Origin of the sequence: Marinobacterium sp. xm-m-312 (assembly GCF_013283295.1) — a bacterium.
Taxonomy (GTDB): Bacteria; Pseudomonadota; Gammaproteobacteria; order Pseudomonadales; family Balneatricaceae; genus Marinobacterium_E.
The window spans coordinates 418426-437345 of record NZ_WBYS01000001.1 but is presented as its reverse complement, the minus strand read 5'-3'; the positions used below and the strand labels follow the sequence as shown (position 1 = coordinate 437345).

Genomic DNA, 18920 nt, shown 5'->3' with positions numbered 1-18920 from the left:
GACAATTTAATTTAACTTCGTAGGGAGAAAAGCCTCCGTGAAACGGTTACTGAAATGGCTTCTACCAATCATCATTCTTGGCATCGCTATTGCTGGATTCATCTCGTTAAAATCAAGCAAACCCAAAATGCCACCCAAACCGATCACGGAACGATCTTGGAGCGTTAATGCAATTGCCGCGTCACCTCAATCGATCGCGCCAGAGATTGAGCTCTATGCTGAAGTTGAAAACCCCCGCCAAGTGGTTCTGCGCGCCTCGATTGCTGCCGATGTTCAATCGGTTGAAGTGCGTGAAGGGGCAACGATTAAACAGGGTGATCTACTGATTCAACTCGATACCCGCGACATCGATCTTCAAATCGCTCAGCAGCGTGCCCAAATCGATGCTCTAAAAGCACAACTGTCTGCAGAACTGCTTCGTTTTGAAACCGATAAAAAGGCCTTGGCCATTGAAGAAGAGATGCTAGTGATTGCTCAACGCTCTCAACAGCGCCAGCTTAACCTATCAGGTAAAAAACTCGCCAGCCAAGAGCAACTCGATACCGCTGAGATGAACACCCAGCAGCGTCAATTGAGCCTTGTATCTCGCAAGCAGTCTTTGGCGGACCACCCCAACCGCGTTGCGCAGCTCAAAGCATCGATTGCCCAGTCACAGGCTCAATTAGATAAATCACTACTTGATCGTGAACGTGCTTTCGTAAAAGCACCTTTCGATGGTCGTGCAACCAAAATTTCAATTGCCGTCGGTGACCGCCTAAGAGCCAATGATGCGCTTGCCTCTGTTTACCCGAACTCAGATCTTGAAGTTCGTGCTCAACTACCTAGCCGTGCACTAGCACTTATCAAGAGCCAATCGTCACTCGCTGACCTTGAGGCGGTCGCAAAGATTGATGGTCAGCAGTTCGAACTTGAACTTGATCGTCTCAGTGCCGAAGTCGCGACTGGCTCGACCGGTGTGGATGGCCTGTTCCGTTTTGTCGATTCTGACTACCTACCCGAGCCTGGTCGCACCATCAGCGTTGCACTGACGCTACCAGAGCTGAATGATGTCATCGCACTGCCGCCAGTGGCGCTTTACGGCACGGATCGCATCTATCGTGTCACCGACTCTCGACTCGAAGCGGTTAAAGTCAACCATCTAGGTTATCGAACTAACTCAGATGAGAAGCGTGAGATTTTGATCAAGAGCGATCAGCTCAACGCCGGTGATAAGATCATTACAACCCAGCTACCCAACGCGGTCAGCGGCATGTTGGTTGAGGTGAAACAGTGAGTCAGGCAACCGGTCTAAAAGGGTTTGTCAGCCTATTTACGACCCACCGGGTTGCGGCAAACCTGTTAATGATATTGATGTTAGCGGCCGGTCTATTGGGCCTTAACCGTCTTAACATCCAGTTCTTTCCAACCTTTGAGCTCGATATCATCAACATAACCGTTCCCTGGAGCGGTGCCAGTGCTGAGGATGTGCAGACCTCTATCGTGGTTCCTGTAGAGGAGGAGCTTCGTGCACTTGAGGGGATCAAAAAACTCTCGGCCATTTCACGTGATGGCAGCGCCGTTTTTCGTCTAGAGATTGAAGATGGTACCGATGTAGATTACACCCTGTCAGAGGCAAAGCAGAAGATGGATGCTGCACGTTCAGCACTGCCCTCTGATGCAGAAGACGCTGTTGTACAGCTACTGACGCGATACGACAACATTGCTGATCTTATCGTCACCAGTGATCGCGCCTCTCTTGAAGAGCTAAGAACTCTCGCGCGCACCTACGAGCAGCAACTTCTTCAGCGTGGCATTCGTAAAATCGATTTTACCGGCATGCCTGAGCAAGAGATTGCTATCCAGTTCAGTCCAGACAACCTTAATCAACTAGGCCTTACGCTGAGCGATATTTCGGGATTAATTCGCCAACGCTCAGTTGACCTACCTGCTGGCGTTGCAGCACAGGATGATGGCGCTCGAAGAATTCGCAGTTTAGGCCAACAACGCGATGTTACCGGCTTTGAAGAGCTACCTCTGATCACTGCAGGCCAAGGCAAACTGGTTCGCCTTGGCGATATCGCGCTGATCGAGCAGCGCGACAAAGAGGATCAAGTACGCCTCTACCATGAAGGCAACCCAGCGATAGTTCTGAGCCTGAAACGAACGGAATCAGAGAACAGCTTAAAGACGGCCAATCTGTTTAACTCTTGGCTGGAAGAGACCCGCCCTACTCTGCCAGAAGGCGTTGAACTACTGACCTACAATGAGCAGTGGACACTGATCAAAGACCGTATCGACCTTCTTATCGAAAACGGTGCTAGCGGCTTAGTTCTAGTTGTCTTGATTCTATTCCTCTTCCTAAACGGCCGTGTCGCGTTCTGGGTGACTATTGGTATTCCAACCTCATTCATGGCGACCTTAGCGGTGCTCTACCTAGTAGGCGGCTCGATCAATATGATTTCGCTGTTTGCACTGATCATGGCTCTGGGCATCATTGTCGATGATGCGATTGTCGTTGGTGAGGATACCCTCGCACATGCTCAGATGGGAGAGAGCTCTCGACGTGCTGCTGTTGGTGGCGCGCTTCGAATGCTCGCCCCTGTGACCGCCTCATCGATGACCACCATCGCGGCCTTTCTGCCACTGATGATGATCGGCGGTATCATTGGCAACATTCTGTTTGATATCCCGCTGGTGATTATCTGCGTCATTATCGCCTCGCTGGTTGAGAGCTTTTTGGTGTTGCCAGGTCACCTCCACCACTCATTAGCACGAGGGGATGCCGCCCACCCATCGAAAATCCGAATCAAGCTCGATAACGGGTTTAACTACTTCCGAGACCGCATCTTCAAACGTTTCGTTGAAACGGCAATCAACTATCGTTGGGCATCCATTGCAACCGGTGTCGGTGTACTGATCTTTGCTGTGGGCCTGCTTGTCGGTGGTCGAATTCAATTCACCTTTTTCCCAAGTACCGATCAAGACACCTTCTCGATCAACACGCAGTTTGTCTCTGGCACCAGTGGTGATCAGGTCAGTGAGTTTCTCTTCTACATCGAAGATCAACTTCACAAAACAGATGAAGAGCTGGGTGGTGGCATTCTTAAGTTTGCACTTATTCGCCAAAACATCTCCCAACCATCACGTAATGCGTCGCCTAAACGCGGTGATATTTATGGGTCGATACAGGTTGAGCTGACGCCGGGAGACAACCGAGAGGTCTCGACTAAAGCCTTTACAAGAGCTCTGCGCAAAAACATTGAGCAACCTGCCGGCCTAGAGCGCTTATCGATCGATGTCGATCGAGGTGGCCCTCCAGGTAAACCGGTTGAAGTTCAACTCACCGGCAGCAATATCAACCTGTTGAAACAAGCCTCACTTGAGCTCCAAGAGAAGCTGAAGGTTTATAACGGGCTCAGTAATATCGATGATGACCTCCCGTTTGGTACTTCTCAGCTAATCTACACCCTGACTCCGGCTGGTGAAGCGGCAGGTTTAAGACTTGAGCAGGTTGGACGTCAGTTAAGAGCTGCCTTTGATGGCCAAGAGGTACAGAGCTACTTTGAGGGCCGTGATGAGATCAGTGTGCGCGTTCAGATGCTCGATGAGCAGAAGAATCAACTAAGCTCGCTCAGTCAGCTACCGATCGTGTTACCGGATGGCCGAGTGACACCGGTATCCAACGTCGTCAACTTCACCGCACGTCAGGGTTTCGATTCACTTCAACGTATCGATGGTCTTCTGTCGATCAACGTATCGGCTGACCTTGATGAGAGCGCCAACAATGCCAATGAGATCATCGCTGACCTGCAACAGAAGGTGATGCCTGAGATCCTTGGTAAGTATGGAGTTGATTCGAGCTTTGAGGGTAAAAACCGTGATCAACGCGAAACCCTGGGTGATATGAAAACCGGCCTAGTCATTGCATTGGTGCTGATCTACGTGATTCTGGCTTGGGTATTTGGTTCCTACAGCTGGCCAATCACGATCATGCTGACCATTCCGCTTGGATTAACCGGCGCCCTATTGGGACACTGGGTGTTAGGACTGGATCTGACCATCCTGTCACTGTTTGGCTTCTTCGGTCTTTCCGGGATCGTGATCAATGACTCAATCGTCTTGGTGACGTTCTACAAGAAGTTACGTGAACAGGGTATGGCGATTAAAGAGGCGGCTATTGAAGCCTCCTGCCAGCGCCTGCGTGCCGTGCTGCTAACATCACTAACAACCATTGGCGGCCTGACACCCATCCTATTTGAAACCTCCATTCAAGCTCAGTTCTTGATCCCAATGGCGGCTGCCATCGTATTTGGATTAGGTTATGGCACCTTGTTAATACTGGTTGTGGTTCCATCCCTGCTGACACTGATCGAAGGGGGTCGGGAGAAGCTAGGAATGAAACCGATCAGCTCTTACTCGGTCGATACACCTTAAAGCAAATTACGACCTGTGTTCTAAGGCGGCGATCCATTTATTGGATCGCCGCCTTACGTTATACTGTCGCACCCATTTTTAATGACTAGAGCGCTTGGTCGCTTGAGACACTGTTTATGAATCGAGATCTTTCGTTACTACAGCCTTATCCTTTTGAAAAACTGGCAAAGCTATTGGGCGGTCTAAAACCACCTCAAGAGATTGAGCACATCTCATTGGGCATCGGTGAACCGAAACACCCTGCCCCTGAGTGTGTGACTAAGGTGTTAAACGAAACCGTCGATCTTGTTGCAAACTACCCAACGACCAAAGGCAGTGCCGAGCTTCGCGATACGATTGCCGCTTGGGCCACACGACGCTTCAAACTTAAAAGCGATAGCCTAACTGGAGAGCAGAACGTGCTACCGGTAATGGGTACTCGTGAAGCGATCTTTGCTTTCACACAGTGTGCAGTCGATCGCAAACCAGGGGCTTTGGTACTATCACCGGATCCTTTCTACCAGATCTATGAAGGTGCCGCTTACCTAGCGGGAGCAGAGCCTTACTTCCTACCCACTTTGGCTGAAAATGGGTTTATTCCAGATTACGACTCGATCACTGATGATATTTGGGAACGTTGTGAGCTGCTATTTATCTGTTCACCCAACAACCCAAGCGGTTCAGTCCACTCTGCAGAGACCATCAAAAAGCTGATTGCGCTAGCGGATAAATTCAACTTTATCCTAGCCTCTGATGAGTGCTATTCCGAGATCTATTTTGACGAAGCGAACCCACCCGTAGGTCTCCTAGAGGTCTGTGCGCAACTTGGCCGTCACGATTACAAAAATTGTGTCGTATTCCACAGTCTCTCAAAACGTTCCAACCTGCCTGGACTTCGCTCAGGTTTTATCGCCGGTGATGCCGCTCTAATCAAGCCGTTCCTGTTGTTCCGCACCTACCATGGATGTGCGATGCCACTTCAGGTTCAGAAAGGCTCCATTGCTGCTTGGAATGATGAGACTCACGTCCAAGATAACCGTGAACAGTACCGTCAGAAATTTGCGGCCGTTCTTGAGATTCTTGCACCGGTTATGGATGTCAAAATGCCGGATGCTAGCTTCTACCTTTGGGCGAAGACACCGATCGATGACGACGCTTTTACCGCAGGACTGTTTGAACAACAAAACCTAACAGTGCTACCCGGTCGTTACCTATCGCGTGAAACCGATGCAGGTCTCTACCCTGGTGCCGGTTATGTTCGTATGGCACTGGTAGCAACGGTTGAAGAGTGTGTCGAAGCGGCTTGGCGAATTCGCCGTTACATCGAGTCGCTGTAAGGATGGCTATGAACCTTTACGGCATTCCAAACTGCGACACGGTAAAAAAAGCGCGCAAGTGGCTCACTGATCAGGGTGTGGAGTTTACCTTCATCGACTTTAAAAAGAGCCCACCCACAGTTGAACAGATTAAGCAGTGGGTTGACGCGGCCGGTATTGAGGTTGTCCTAAACAAACGCGGTACAACCTGGCGCAAGTTGGACGATGCCACAAAAGCGATGACAGATGAGTCTGTATTGATCAATTTGATGAGCGAACAGCCCAGCATGATCAAACGCCCAATTTTTGAATTCAATGGTCAGATTGAGGTCGGTTTTACCCCTGATACTCAATCGGCATTAACGATTTAACACGAGGATATAGAGATGACTAATTTTGCATTTGGCCTAGGTGTAGGTACTAAATCAGCGGCTGGCGACTTGCTAGAGGTCTACTACAACCAACCACTGCTTAATGCAGACTCAGCACTGGTTAATGCTGCAGGTAAAGCCGTGGGTTACACCGGTGGCAACGCTGCGATCGAGGTAGATGCCGCTCAGCTAAAAGCTCTAGAGGCTGCATTTTTGAGCGTTGGCGCTGAAGATCAAGCCGAGATTGTCGAGGTTCTTGAAGGAACCGCACAGCCCGTCATCTTGACGATCCTTGAATCTGACGATGCACCAACGACCACGGCTGAAGTCTACCTTAAGCTGTCATTGATCTCGCACCGTCTCGTTAAGCCTCACGGCCAGAACCTAACCGGTATCTTTGGTCTGCTACCGAACATCGCCTGGACGAACGAAGGTCCAATCGCGGTCGATGAGCTCTCTAAGCGCCAGCTAGCCGCTCGTGCACAGGGTCGCATGCTTCACGTTCACTCAGTCGACAAGTTCCCACAGATGGCGAACTACGTTGTGCCAACGGGTGTTCGTATCGGTGCCGCATCTCGAATCCGCCTAGGTGCTCACGTAGGTGAAGGCACCACTGTTATGCACGAAGGCTTCATCAACTTCAACGCAGGCACTATGGGTGTCAGCATGGTTGAAGGTCGTATCTCTGCCGGCGTCGTCGTAGGAAACGGCTCAGACCTAGGCGGTGGTTGTTCGACTATGGGCACTCTCTCTGGCGGCAACAATGTCATCATCTCTGTTGGTGAGAACGCACTGCTAGGTGCCAATGCAGGTCTAGGCATTCCACTAGGGGATCGCTGCACACTGGAAGCGGGCCTCTATGTAACAGGCGGCTCGAAAGTGACCATTCTTGATGACCAAAACAACGAAGTAACCACGGTTAAAGCGTCTGAACTGGCTGGCAAGTCGGATCTACTGTTCCGTCGTAACTCACAAAACGGCCGTATCGAAGTTAAAACAAACAAGTCAGCAATTGAGTTGAATGAAGAGCTACACGCTCACAACTAATCCTGAAAGACAAAGGTAGATAGAAGATGACTCAGCGCTCCGCCACTCTCGAACTTGCTTGCGATCTAATCAGCCGCCCTTCTGTTACCCCAGAGGACGCAGGTTGCCAAGCAATGATGTGTGAGCGCCTTGAAGCGCTGGGCTTCACTATCGATCATATGCCGTTTGAAGAGGTGACCAACTTCTGGGCACGTCGAAACCAAGAGGGTCCTGTACTCTGTTTCGCAGGACACACTGATGTTGTGCCAACCGGCCCTATTGAGCGCTGGAAAACTCCACCCTTTGAACCGACCATCATTGATGGTCAGCTGCACGGGCGCGGCGCGGCTGATATGAAAGGCAGTATCGCTGCCTTTATGACGGCACTGGATCGATTCGTTGCTAAACATCCGGATCATAAAGGCTCTATCGCTCTTCTGATCACCAGTGATGAAGAGGGTCCCTACGTCAATGGCACAACGCGAGTCATTGATACCTTGGAAGCTCGCAACGAGAAGATCACCTGGGCAATTGTGGGCGAGCCATCGAGCACAACCTTGGTTGGCGATGTCATCAAGAACGGTCGTCGCGGATCGCTTGGCGCCACCCTGAAAGTGAAAGGGGTTCAAGGCCATGTCGCCTACCCTCATCTGGTGCGCAACCCCATTCACGAATTCGCGCCAGCATTAGCCGAACTGTCACAAACTGAGTGGGATCAGGGCAACGACTTCTTCCCACCCACCAGTTTTCAAGTCTCTAATATCAACGCAGGCACCGGTGCGACCAACGTTGTACCTGGCGAAGTCGAAGTGAAGTTTAATTTTCGTTTCTCAACCGAGGTGACTGACACTGAACTGCGAACGCGTGTTGAATCGATTCTAGAGAAGCACAATGTTGAGTATGAGATTGAGTGGAACCTATCGGGTCAGCCTTTCCTAACGGCAGCCGGTGATCTAGTCGATGCGGCTCGTGATGCCATTCGATCGGTCACAGGCCGAGAGACCGAACTGTCAACAAGCGGTGGTACATCAGACGGTCGCTTTATCGCTCCGACAGGTGCACAGGTGGTTGAGCTAGGTCCTGTTAATGCCACCATTCATAAGATTGATGAAAACGTTTCTGTCGCCGATCTAGACACCCTCTCCGAGATTTATGAACAGGTCATGATCAACCTGTTGACTGACGCCTAACATGGAGCTGATCTGCCCTGTCTGTCAGGAGCGACTATCACTCAACGAGCAAAAGAAAACGCTCCGATGTGATAACAATCACAGCTTTGATCGAGCCAAACAAGGCTACTGGAACCTGCTTTTAGTGCAAAACAAACGCAGTAAGGATCCTGGTGACAACCCCGAGATGATTGCTGCGCGAAGTGACTTCTTGAATGCCGGCTATTACGCCCCAGTCTCAGACACTTTGAACGAACTAGCTCGGCAATATACTGACACCCACCCAAGCGTTATCGATTTAGGCTGCGGCGAAGGCTACTACACCCTCGCACTGCAAAACACCTTAGATCAGGCCGAGATTCTAGGCTTAGATATTTCCAAACACGCCATCAAAGCGGCCTGCAAACGCTCGAAGTCAATCACCTGGGTGGTTGGATCATCAGCTAACATCCCAACAGAGAATCACAGCTTAGATCTCGCTGTCATCGTATTCAGCCGCATACTCGGCGAGCCTATCGCAAACGCCCTGAAAGAAGATGGACACTTAATCATTGCCTATCCAGGCGAGCGCCACCTCTACTCACTGCGCGAAGCGATCTACGATGAGGTGCGAGAAACCGACTCTTCACCCGAAAGCGCTTTAGGTACACAGTTCGAACGCATTGATGAGCGACGTGTTCATTTTGAGATTGAACTCACCTCACGCGACGCACTGCATAACCTATTTATGATGACCCCCCACGGCCAACGCGCAGCAAAACAGCTGGCTGATTATCAACAATTCACGACCGAAGTGGATATTCATCTCGCAGTTTTCAAGAAAAGCGCCTAAATTACCCCTATACCCTGTCATTCGCGTTAAGGAACAGTGATGAGCGAGCAACGCCACCCCGACATCGAGGTCTACGTCAAAGAGCGCACAGCCCAACAGATCCTAGAGTGGGTCCAAACACTCGGCACCCTGACAACCGATAAGAGCACTAAAGAGTCGATAAAATCTAAGCTCCTCATCGGCGATGTTGAAATCCCCGTTTTGATTCAACAGCGTGTTATCGGTAAAGCGTGGAGCTCTGTTTGGTTTGATAGCAGCGAGACACCCTGGGCAACCGATCTCGAATGTGCGCATCAAATCGCGAAAGAGATGGAGACTCAAACTCGCTGTATCGCCTCCGGCTGGCAAGAGGGAGATGAGCCCGATGAGTGGTATAAAGTCCACCAGGGGGTCGAGGAGAAAATTGTATGGAATACGAACTAAAACAGCCTGCACTACTCCACGCTCTTTTGCTAGATGGTCAGGGCGGTGCTATTGCACTGAATTCTGAACAGATCTCTCAGCGGAGTGAGCTTGACGGTGAAGTTTGGATACATTTGGACTACACCGAAAAAGAGAGCCACACCTGGCTAGAGGAGCACTCAGGTCTATCGCAATCAGCGATCGATACCCTTCTAGCTGATAAGGTTCGTCCAAGAACAACCAGACTCGATGATGAACTGCTCATCGCATTGCGAGGGGTCAACTTAAACGTCAATTCTGACCCTGAAGACATGGTCTCTATACGCCTTCTTCTTAAACAGAATTGTCTCATCACGACACGCAAGCGTCGCCTACAATCTGTGACACAACTGGTTGAACAGCTCCAACAGGGCAAAGGTCCACACACCCTCTCGGATCTGATCACAGAGTTGGCAGACGGCCTGACAGAACGTATTGGTCGTTTAGTAGAAGAGTTAGATGTGCGGCTTGAGTCCCTTGAAGAGCAACTGGAGCAACAGGGCTCAAAGAGCCTGCGTGAACCGCTAGCCGAGATGCGTACGACTAACGCTCGACTCAAACGTTATTTAGGCCCACAAAAAGAGGCTCTGACACAATTGATAGCCTCTAAGAGCACTCTTCTCAATGACGATCATCGCGCCTCGCTGTTTGAGACGAATGACCACCTCACTCGTCATATAGAAGATCTAGACATGTTGCGAGAACGCGCAGGTGCGGCACAAGATAGCATCATGGCCCAGCTGTCAGAGCAACTGAATGAGCGTCTATACCTTCTCGCCATCATCTCCGGACTCTTTCTACCCTTAGGATTTTTAACCGGTCTACTCGGAGTAAATCTTGGTGGTATACCCGGTGCTGACAACAGTTCAGCGTTTTTCATTTTCCTAGCGGCTCTATCGGGTACGACCGGCTTACTGGTCTACCTACTTAAGCGCAAAGGCTGGCTCTAGTGGGCCGTTGGCGACCCCCTGCAGAGAAGAGCTCCCCCTACATTACCAAAGAGGGGTATGAGCGCTTGAATGCAGAGCTTAAACATCTTTGGAAGGTCCGACGTCCTGAGGTCACACAAGCCCTCAAAGAGGCTGCTGCAGAGGGCGATCGCTCAGAGAATGCCGAGTACATCTATCGTAAAAAAGAGCTCAGAGAGATCGATAGGCGCGTTCGATACCTCGCTAAACGTATGGATCACTTTAAAGTGGTCGAGCATCTACCAGAGCAACGCGATACCGTCTTCTTTGGTGCCTGGGTGACCCTAGTTGATGAAGAGGATAACGAGATTGAGTACCGAATTGTCGGAGCCGATGAGATCAACCCTAAACTAGGTTACATCAGCGTTGACGCCCCACTGTCGAAAAAACTGCTAAAGCGTCAACTGGGCGAAGAGATAGAACACAATACACCAGACGGAAGAACACTCTGGTATGAGATATTGGCGATACGATATGAGTAGCAAGAAATGGTGGGTCGTATAGGATTCGAACCTATGACCAATTGATTAAAAGTCAACTGCTCTACCAACTGAGCTAACGACCCTGAACAGGTAATGTGAGATTTGTGAGAATGGTGGGTCGTATAGGATTCGAACCTATGACCAATTGATTAAAAGTCAACTGCTCTACCAACTGAGCTAACGACCCACTCCAAATCTCGGTTTGGCTCCTCGAGCTGGACTCGAACCAGCGACCAATAGATTAACAGTCTACTGCTCTACCAACTGAGCTATCGAGGAATAAACCTTGGACATCCTAATGGCGGAGGGACAGGGATTCGAACCCTGGGAGCCTCTCGACTCGTCGGTTTTCAAGACCGGTGCTTTCGACCACTCAGCCATCCCTCCGTTAGGATGGGCGCAGATGTTACCGTCCTCAGTTTTTCTGTCAACCATTAGCCACAAAAAATTCACAAAAAAGTGAAAAAAAGTTCTTTTTTGATCACCCAATGATCAGTTTGTTCAAGGATTGATCAGACAAGCGACATAAATCGGAAATCTTCCAACAAACGCCTTAGCGAATTGTGATGAATGTCAGTACTTGCAGCGACCGCCCTGTGATAGGATTCGACTAACAATTTCTACATTGAGTAACGCTATGTACAACATTCCTAAGGTCAATCTTCGGGGCAAAGTATCTGATATCGAGTGGCAAACACGCATCGATTTAGCTGCAGCCTACCGACTGGTCGTACTGCATGGTTGGGATGATCTTATCTATACCCACATCTCGGCACGTATCCCCGGTACCGAAGAGCTACTGATCAACCCGTTCGGCCTACGATTCGATGAGGTAACCGCTTCCAATCTGGTCAAGATCGACATTGATGGCAATAAAATCGATCCGGACTTTCCGTATGACATTAACCCTGCGGGTTTTACCATTCACAGCGCGGTGCACCTCGCACGCCACGAAGACCAGTGCGCATTTCACCTGCATCACCCTGATCTGATTGCGGTTGCGACTCGCAAAGAGGGACTACTGCCATTAAGTCAGTACTCAGCCTTTGCATTAGCCAGCATTGCCTACCACGAGTACGAAGGTCTGGCGGTAAACCCAGAAGAGATCAAGCGTCTTCAGGATGATCTTGGCACTGCCAACTTCTTCATGTTGAGAAATCATGGTGCGCTGACCATGGGCAAAACCATTGGCGACGCTTTCATGCACATGTACGACCTGATTATGGCCTGTGAAGTGCAGGTCAAAATGCAGCATAACGCGACTGATATTGTTCCTGTTCCACAAAGTGTGATTGATGGCATCAAAGCCCAGGCCAATGTCGTACACACCGGAACAACGGGTGGCCAAAAAGCTTGGCCAGCGATGCTACGAAAAGTTAAACAAGCTTACCCAGAATTTGATCAATAATTATTAGAGTTTAAGCAATGAAAATCACCGAAGTAGAGATTTTTGATATCCACTGTCCAGAGCGTCCACCCTGGAACCCTGTCTTTGTCCGCATTCATACCGATGAAGGCATTCACGGCCTCGGTGAAGCGGGCCTCGCCTACGACTGGGGACACAGTGCAGCGGCCGCAATGATTAAAGAGATCGCCGAAGCGGTGCTGATCGGCTTTGATCCGTTTAAGACAGAGCTTTTATGGTCACGCATGCTACGCGAGAGCTTCTGGGGACTTGGTGGAGGCCCTGTTCTATATTCGGCGATGAGTGCCATCGACACAGCACTGTGGGATATCAAAGGTAAAGCACTCGGACTCCCTGTCTACCAACTGTTAGGTGGCAAGACCAATGACAACCTGCGCACCTATGCCAGCCAACTGCAGTTCGACTGGGATAAAGATTGCACCAAGATGCTAACGCCTGCTGATTACGCCCGTGCAGCCTCAAAGGCGATGGCAGAAGGCTACGATGCCGTTAAAGTCGATCCGATCGTCTACGATGCTAACGGTGATTCAAGCTTTGACCGCACCAAGCTCTTTACACCTGCGCAGATGAAGCTGTTTGGAGATCGCCTGCGTGCCATTCGTAACGAAGTCGGTGACGAAGTCGACATTATCTTCGAATCACACTCTTTAATGGGTGCCGCATCGGCCATCCAGATGGGTAAAGTGATCGAAGAGGTGGGCTGCATGATGTACGAAGAGCCTGTGAACTACCTCAACTCTAAAGTGCACAAAAAAGTATCCGACGGTGTTAACGTGCCCATCGCAGGGGGTGAGCGCCTATATCACCGCTGGGATGTTCGTCAGTACTTTGAAGATCAATCGATCGATGTACTACAACCCGACGTCGGCCTTTGTGGCGGCTTCACTGAAGCTAAGAAGGTGTGTGACTACGCCGATGTCTACGACATTCGCATTCAAGCCCACGTGTGTGGCGGACCCGTAGCAACCGCCGCGTCACTGCAACTGGAAGCAGCGATACCTAACTTCCTAATACATGAGCACCATACCTATGCCATCAAGTCTTGGAACCGCGAACTCTGTATTCAGGATTATCAGCCAGTGAACGGCAAGTTCAGCGTACCGGATCTTCCAGGCATCGGTATTGAGCTAAATGATGAGATTGTCTACCGCTCACCCAACGTGAAGGTTAAATAATCCCGGAAGAAGCTAGAAACGGTAGATCTCACGCGCGTTGAGATCTACCAACCGCTCTAAATCCAATCCCGATTTACGCACAGATTCAACAACCAACAACCAATAGGCCTCATAGCTCATAGAGAGGGTTATCAGCGGGAAATTAGACGCCACCATCACCCTACTCTGACCAAAAAGAGTCACAAGCTGCTCAAGCGTCTGTTGAAGTGTCTGTGCAGTAAATGCTCTATCCAACATCTCGAACCCTGAACACTTAACGTACAGGTTTGGCAGCTCAGCAAGCTTCGTTAAACCGGTTAGCCAATGGTGCTTTTGCTCGCTAGAGAACGCGGCTGAACCAAAGCCTTGGTGATTCAAAACCACCGTCAGATTAGGTAGCTGTTTGAAAAGCACTACGACCTTATCGACAGCCACTTCATCCGTAGCATCAAATTGCAGCTCAAAGAGCAGTCCGGCCGACTCTAGGATTTTAAGATTAGACAGGGTGTTAGGGTGGCTAATGATCAAATCTAACTGATCATCAAAGATATGACGCACCCCCACCATGGATGAGCGCTCGGTTAGCTCTGAAATAGCGTTTCTGAACTCAGACTGTGAACGACAAAGATCTACACAGCCTATCGTTCGAACAGGGAGGCTGGCCTGTGATTCAATCCAATCGATCTCAAGCCAGGATTGATCATTACTAAAACCCGCTTCAATGTGTGTATAACCCGCCAAGCGCATTGGTTCAGATAGACGTATATCTGACTCAGTAAAATTACGAAGCAAGGCTGATTTATCAGGCCAATTAGGCCCTTGATTAGGCTGAAGCCAACCATACTCACCCTGTGAAAGATTAAACAGATGCAGGTGCGGATCAGTAATATTGATCATTAGCGTGCAGTGTATCCACCATCAATCGGCAGCATGGCACCGGTGACAAAACCCGCCTCATCACTGGCCAAGTAAGCCACCATCGCGGCCACCTCATTAGGTTGTCCAATGCGCCCGATAGGCTGCTCATTGGCCTCTGCCTGATGCACCTCATTGAGATCTGAACCCGAGCGAGCACAATAGGCCTCGACCGCTTTAGTGTAGAGCGGCGTCTCTATCGTACCTGGGCAGACAATATTGGAGCGGATATTAAACTGGGCGTAATCGATTGCAGTGGTTTTGGCGAGTGAAGCCAGAGCGTGCTTAGTCATGTTGTAAGCACAAGAGTTCGACTTAGCCACTGACGATTGATCTGAACCGATAAAAATGATCGAACCGCCCTGCTCCTTCATGTGCGGAACAGAAGCCTGCACCAGGGAGAAGGCGCCCTTCACGTTCAGATCAAACATCGCAACGAAATCCGCTTCGCTCGTCTGTTCAATATTAGCGGATAGATGACGCCCCGCATTGGATACAACCACATCGATGCTGTATTGATCGGCAATATGATTAACAGCGTTCGTTACCTTTTGATGATCCGTCACATCGCAGATCAACGTCTCGCCAACGGCGCTTGGGCTGATGTCGAGGTTAAATACCCTATCGCCCAGCTCAGCAAAGCGCTCTGCAATCGCCAAACCTATCCCCGAAGCACCACCTGTAATCACAACTGTTCGCTGCATAACTCACCTATCTAGATTGATGAGCCATTGTAACCAGCCAGTGCCAGACAGGTCTATAAACCTGTCTGGCACTGTTTGATAAGGGTTTAGCTATATATTATTTGGCCAACCAAGCCTCTAGATCGTCAGCTCCACCGACTCGCTGACCATCAATGAATACCTGCGGTGTTGTTCCCTGACCAGTTACAGCGGCTAGTGTCGAGTAACTTAGTCCTTTCGCACCTAGGTTGATCTCTTCGTAGCTGAAACCAGCCTCACTCAATGCTTTCTTAGCACGCGTACAGTGCGGGCATCCTGGTTTGGTAAACACAGTGACGCGTTTAGGCTGCTCCGCATTGGCGTTGATGTAGTTCAACATAGTGTCAGCATCGGACACTTGGAATGGGTCACCTGGCACATCCGGTTCGATGAACATCTTCTCGATGACGCCATCTTTAACCAGCATCGAGTAGCGCCAGCTGCGCTTACCAAAGCCAAGATCCGCTTTATCAACCAACATACCCATGCCGTCGGTAAACTCGCCATTACCATCAGGAAGCATGTAGATATTCTCTGCACCCTGATCACCAGCCCAGGCATCCATCACAAATGGATCATTCACTGATAGGCAGATGATGCTATCCACACCCTCTTTGGCGAAGACAGGAGCCAATTCGTTATAGCGAGGCAAATGGGTGCTTGAACAGGTCGGTGTAAATGCTCCGGGTAATGCAAACACAATGACCGTTTTACCCTTGAAAAGATCATCTGTAGTGACTTTAGCCCACTCGTTACTTTCACGAATTGGAAATGTAACCTGTGGGACTGTTTGTCCTTCTCGATTCATCATGGCTTGACTCCTTTTATGTAAAGCTCGTTCGTTTCGATAGATTTAGAATATGAGAAATAGAAATTTTAATAAAATTAATTAAAACTAATCACTTCATATTTAAAACCTATAGCAACAATAAATAGAGAGCCCTGTTGCCTAATCTGATAGAATCGCGCCATTCATTTATGTAGGAACTTTGCGTGTTTAGCGAACTCGATATCAGTGATCGTATCTTAAAAGCGATCGACCAAATGGGCATTACTCAACCCACCCCAGTGCAACAGGAGAGCATCCCTGTCGCGTTAGAAGGTAAAGACCTTCTGGTTGGTGCAGAAACAGGCAGCGGTAAAACACTCGCTTTTGTTGTGCCACTGCTACAAAAGCTGCTCGACACGCCTAAACCTCGCTCGGGCACACGCGGACTGATTCTGACCCCTACACGAGAGCTGGCTGAACAGGTCGAAAACATGTGTGCAGAGCTAGCGGCATTTACACAAATTCAGGTTCAGAGCGTGTGTGGCGGTGAAAACTGGTCAAACCAGGTCGCTCGCCTACGTAAAAACCCAGAAATTTTAGTAGGCACACCAGGTCGTTTGAAAGAGCACCTTGAGCGCAACACCCTCGATTTTGATGATCTTGAGTACCTTGTTCTTGATGAAGCCGATCGCATGCTCGACATGGGCTTTAAAGATGAGATGAGCTTTATTATTGATGCCTGCCCTACAGAGCGTCAGACGCTACTGCTCTCTGCAACGCTCAACCACAGCAAACTTCAAAGCCTGATCAATGTTGGTCTCAAAAAGCCGGTTCGATTGCAGCTAGCGACTGCACAAGATGCTGTTGAGACGATCACACAGCAGATGATCCTAGCTGATCACCCTGGTCACAAAGAGAAGATACTACTTTGGCTGCTAGATAACGAAGAGCATGAGAAAGGGATTATCTTCTGTAATACCCGTGCCTTTGCAGAGCAGCTTGGTACTAAATTACAACGTGAAGGTCGTCGCATCGGCATTCTTCATGGCGAGATGGAGCAGCCGGAACGTAAACGTATTCTCCAGCTATTCAGAGATGGCCGCATCAACCACCTAATCGCAACCGATGTTGCTGCACGTGGATTGGACATTGAAGGTGTCGACCTCGTCATCAACTTTGATATGGCGCGTAAGGGTGACGAGTACGTTCACCGTATCGGCCGCAGTGGTCGACAGGGACGCAAAGGTTTGGCCATCAACCTGATCATGTCGAACGAGTGGAACCTATCCGCGACCATCCAGCGCTACCTTAAGGTGACGTTTGAGATGCGATCCATTGCGGGACTGAAAGGTCACTACAAGGGACCTGAAAAAGTTCGTAAGAACGGCCGTGCAGCGGGTACTAAAAAGCGCAAAGAGTCTGATAAACGTAAGAGCAGCGATAAGCCTAAGGTTAAACAGCGCGCTCGCGATAAGAAGGATATCGGCAAGCGTCGTCAACCAGCAGCTGCTGCATTAGGCGATGGCAATGCACCAATGATGCGCCGTAAGACAACGGGACTGGATCCAAACGACTGATGAAACAAGCACTACCCTCTTTCTATTTGAGCCACGGCTCACCGCTTGATGCATTAGTGTTCGGGGAATCTGAACAGCAGCGCCTTGATGAGCTAGCAAAATACCCGCAACCCAAGGCGATACTCATCATGTCGCCACACTGGTTTACTGGCGGGATTAAACTGACCTCATCACTCCAGCCTGAAACCATTCATGACTTTTACGGTTTCCCTGATGAGCTGTTTGCCATTCAATACCCTGCCAAAGGGGATTTAGAGTTGGCGATTTATGCCCAGTCACTACTCACCTTTGCCGGTTATGAAGTGGAGTTGGATGCACAACGCGGCTTAGATCACGGAGTCTGGGCTCCGCTTAGACATCTCTATCCAGACGCAGATGTTCCGGTTGTAGCACTCTCGATGCCAAGAACGAGCACGCCTGAATCACTCTACAAGATGGGGTATGCACTGCGTTCCTTAAGACAAGAGGGAGTGCTCGTCATTGGATCCGGCAGCACAACCCACAATCTAAGAGATGTTCGCCAACCTGGGCAGCCTGAGTACGTAAGCATGTTTACCGACTGGCTAAAAACTCGACTGGAAAAACGTGAACTGGCCACTCTACTGAACTACCGTTCAGTGGCCCCTTATGCACAAGCCGCCCACCCCACTGATGAACACCTTATCCCGCTCTACTTTGCACTGGGTGCGGCCGGTGATGAGTGGGTCAATCTGAAACATATGAACGACGAAGTCCGACACAGCGCTATCGCCATGGACTCTTGGATGTTTGGCATCAATGCTGAGTAAGTTGTTTAAATCAAACATCGATAAACTCAAAAAGGCTCTTCTCAAAGAGGATCTCAAAGGCTTTAGGGAGATCCTAAACAGAGTCGACCCTGCTGATCTATCAGCTGCATCCACACAGCTCATTGAAGCGGCGATTCACGAGTCCGCACCTGACTATCTAGAGTCACTTCTGCAGAAGCTGCAGATCTCTGATACTGAAAAATTGCTCAATTACGGGCTATTAGCCTGCACCACTGAACAGCCGATCAAGACCCTAAGAGTGTTACTAAGAGAGGGGTTAAATCGCATCTCCAACCAGCAAATCAATCAGCTGAGTAGGTTTATTGTAAACAATAGGGAGAGTGATCGAATGGCCCTGCTCAGCCTAGTGTCACAACATGGCTGTGACCTCAACGGTGCGACTGAAGCGATTGTGTTCGCAATTAAAAATGAAGATAGAGAGCTGATGAAGTTTTTGATTGAGTCCGGTGTCAGACTGAACGAGCAACAGTTAACAGAAGCCTCTGAAACCTTTCAAAGCTACGCCAGCCGCATTGTAGCTGACAAAACATTGAGAGACAGTTGGCTTTAAA

At 49.7% G+C, this 18920-nt stretch carries 18 protein-coding genes and 4 tRNA genes; 15 read left to right on the top strand and 7 right to left on the bottom strand.

Annotated features, from left to right (window positions below; translation table 11 throughout):
• Positions 1 to 37 precede the first annotated feature (37 nt).
• The 10 genes from XMM312_RS02290 to greB all read left to right on the top strand — a co-directional run bounded on the left by XMM312_RS02290 (position 38) and on the right by greB (position 10997).
• Positions 38 to 1273 carry a biotin/lipoyl-binding protein gene (locus XMM312_RS02290; protein WP_173483548.1) on the top strand — a complete coding sequence of 412 codons (1236 nt, stop codon included), beginning with the start codon at positions 38 to 40 and terminating at the stop codon, positions 1271 to 1273.
• Positions 1270 to 4413, top strand: coding sequence for an efflux RND transporter permease subunit (locus XMM312_RS02285; RefSeq protein ID WP_173488634.1), 3144 nt, complete (start codon positions 1270 to 1272; stop codon positions 4411 to 4413). The genes XMM312_RS02290 and XMM312_RS02285 overlap by 4 nt, the downstream gene beginning before the upstream one ends.
• A 116-nt stretch (positions 4414 to 4529) precedes the next feature.
• On the top strand, positions 4530 to 5729 hold the full coding sequence (gene dapC / locus XMM312_RS02280) for a succinyldiaminopimelate transaminase (protein ID WP_173483546.1): 1200 nt from the start codon (positions 4530 to 4532) through the stop codon (positions 5727 to 5729).
• 8 nt (positions 5730 to 5737) lie between these two features.
• Entirely contained in the window at positions 5738 to 6079 is a 342-nt protein-coding gene (locus XMM312_RS02275) for an arsenate reductase (RefSeq protein ID WP_254442791.1), read from the top strand.
• A gap of 15 nt (positions 6080 to 6094) precedes the next feature.
• Positions 6095 to 7126 carry a 2,3,4,5-tetrahydropyridine-2,6-dicarboxylate N-succinyltransferase gene (gene dapD / locus XMM312_RS02270; protein ID WP_173480660.1) on the top strand — a complete coding sequence of 344 codons (1032 nt, stop codon included), beginning with the start codon at positions 6095 to 6097 and terminating at the stop codon, positions 7124 to 7126.
• A gap of 26 nt (positions 7127 to 7152) precedes the next feature.
• A complete protein-coding gene (gene dapE / locus XMM312_RS02265) occupies positions 7153 to 8295 on the top strand; it encodes a succinyl-diaminopimelate desuccinylase (RefSeq protein ID WP_173480659.1) in 1143 nt (380 codons plus the stop codon).
• 1 nt (position 8296) lies between these two features.
• Positions 8297 to 9106: a putative RNA methyltransferase gene (locus XMM312_RS02260; RefSeq protein WP_173505624.1), complete on the top strand. Its 810-nt coding sequence runs from the start codon at positions 8297 to 8299 to the stop codon at positions 9104 to 9106.
• A 39-nt stretch (positions 9107 to 9145) separates the two neighbouring features.
• Entirely contained in the window at positions 9146 to 9529 is a 384-nt protein-coding gene (locus XMM312_RS02255) for a hypothetical protein (protein ID WP_173480657.1), read from the top strand.
• Positions 9514 to 10497 (top strand): zinc transporter ZntB, encoded by a 984-nt coding sequence (locus tag XMM312_RS02250; RefSeq protein ID WP_173484572.1) that lies wholly within the window; start codon positions 9514 to 9516, stop codon positions 10495 to 10497. The genes XMM312_RS02255 and XMM312_RS02250 overlap by 16 nt, the downstream gene beginning before the upstream one ends.
• Positions 10497 to 10997, top strand: coding sequence for a transcription elongation factor GreB (gene greB, locus XMM312_RS02245; protein ID WP_173480655.1), 501 nt, complete (start codon positions 10497 to 10499; stop codon positions 10995 to 10997). The genes XMM312_RS02250 and greB overlap by 1 nt, the downstream gene beginning before the upstream one ends.
• A 7-nt stretch (positions 10998 to 11004) precedes the next feature.
• Here the strand turns inward: greB and XMM312_RS02240 are convergent.
• From XMM312_RS02240 to XMM312_RS02225, 4 genes are all read right to left on the bottom strand, one after another.
• Positions 11005 to 11080, bottom strand: a tRNA-Lys gene (locus tag XMM312_RS02240).
• Between the two features lie 28 nt (positions 11081 to 11108).
• Positions 11109 to 11184 (bottom strand) — tRNA-Lys (locus tag XMM312_RS02235).
• 16 nt (positions 11185 to 11200) lie between these two features.
• Positions 11201 to 11276: transfer RNA gene (locus tag XMM312_RS02230), tRNA-Asn, on the bottom strand.
• Positions 11277 to 11296: 20 nt separating this feature from the next.
• Positions 11297 to 11384, bottom strand: a tRNA-Ser gene (locus tag XMM312_RS02225).
• A gap of 250 nt (positions 11385 to 11634) precedes the next feature.
• Between XMM312_RS02225 and XMM312_RS02220 the strand changes: the two genes are divergently transcribed.
• Together XMM312_RS02220 and XMM312_RS02215 are read left to right on the top strand one after the other, a co-directional pair.
• Positions 11635 to 12405: a class II aldolase/adducin family protein gene (locus XMM312_RS02220; RefSeq protein ID WP_173483541.1), complete on the top strand. Its 771-nt coding sequence runs from the start codon at positions 11635 to 11637 to the stop codon at positions 12403 to 12405.
• Between the two features lie 17 nt (positions 12406 to 12422).
• Entirely contained in the window at positions 12423 to 13598 is a 1176-nt protein-coding gene (locus XMM312_RS02215; protein ID WP_173484574.1) for a mandelate racemase/muconate lactonizing enzyme family protein, read from the top strand.
• 12 nt (positions 13599 to 13610) lie between these two features.
• On the opposite strand, the gene XMM312_RS02210 is transcribed toward XMM312_RS02215, so the two are convergent.
• The 3 genes from XMM312_RS02210 to XMM312_RS02200 form a co-directional block, all read right to left on the bottom strand.
• Positions 13611 to 14474 carry an amidohydrolase gene (locus tag XMM312_RS02210; RefSeq protein ID WP_173484575.1) on the bottom strand — a complete coding sequence of 288 codons (864 nt, stop codon included), beginning with the start codon at positions 14472 to 14474 and terminating at the stop codon, positions 13611 to 13613.
• Positions 14474 to 15196: an SDR family NAD(P)-dependent oxidoreductase gene (locus XMM312_RS02205; protein ID WP_173484576.1), complete on the bottom strand. Its 723-nt coding sequence runs from the start codon at positions 15194 to 15196 to the stop codon at positions 14474 to 14476. The genes XMM312_RS02210 and XMM312_RS02205 overlap by 1 nt, the downstream gene beginning before the upstream one ends.
• A 97-nt stretch (positions 15197 to 15293) precedes the next feature.
• Positions 15294 to 16025, bottom strand: a complete 732-nt coding sequence (locus XMM312_RS02200) for a glutathione peroxidase (protein WP_173484577.1) — start codon at positions 16023 to 16025, stop codon at positions 15294 to 15296.
• A gap of 182 nt (positions 16026 to 16207) precedes the next feature.
• On the opposite strand from XMM312_RS02200, the gene XMM312_RS02195 reads away from it, so the two are divergent.
• From XMM312_RS02195 to XMM312_RS02185, 3 genes are read left to right on the top strand one after another with little or no spacing between them, the layout of a single operon-like run.
• Positions 16208 to 17560: a DEAD/DEAH box helicase gene (locus tag XMM312_RS02195; protein ID WP_371740234.1), complete on the top strand. Its 1353-nt coding sequence runs from the start codon at positions 16208 to 16210 to the stop codon at positions 17558 to 17560.
• Positions 17560 to 18348: a class III extradiol ring-cleavage dioxygenase gene (locus XMM312_RS02190; protein ID WP_173483585.1), complete on the top strand. Its 789-nt coding sequence runs from the start codon at positions 17560 to 17562 to the stop codon at positions 18346 to 18348. The genes XMM312_RS02195 and XMM312_RS02190 overlap by 1 nt, the downstream gene beginning before the upstream one ends.
• Positions 18338 to 18919, top strand: a complete 582-nt coding sequence (locus tag XMM312_RS02185; RefSeq protein WP_173483586.1) for a hypothetical protein — start codon at positions 18338 to 18340, stop codon at positions 18917 to 18919. The genes XMM312_RS02190 and XMM312_RS02185 overlap by 11 nt, the downstream gene beginning before the upstream one ends.
• The last annotated feature ends 1 nt before the right edge of the window (position 18920 follow it).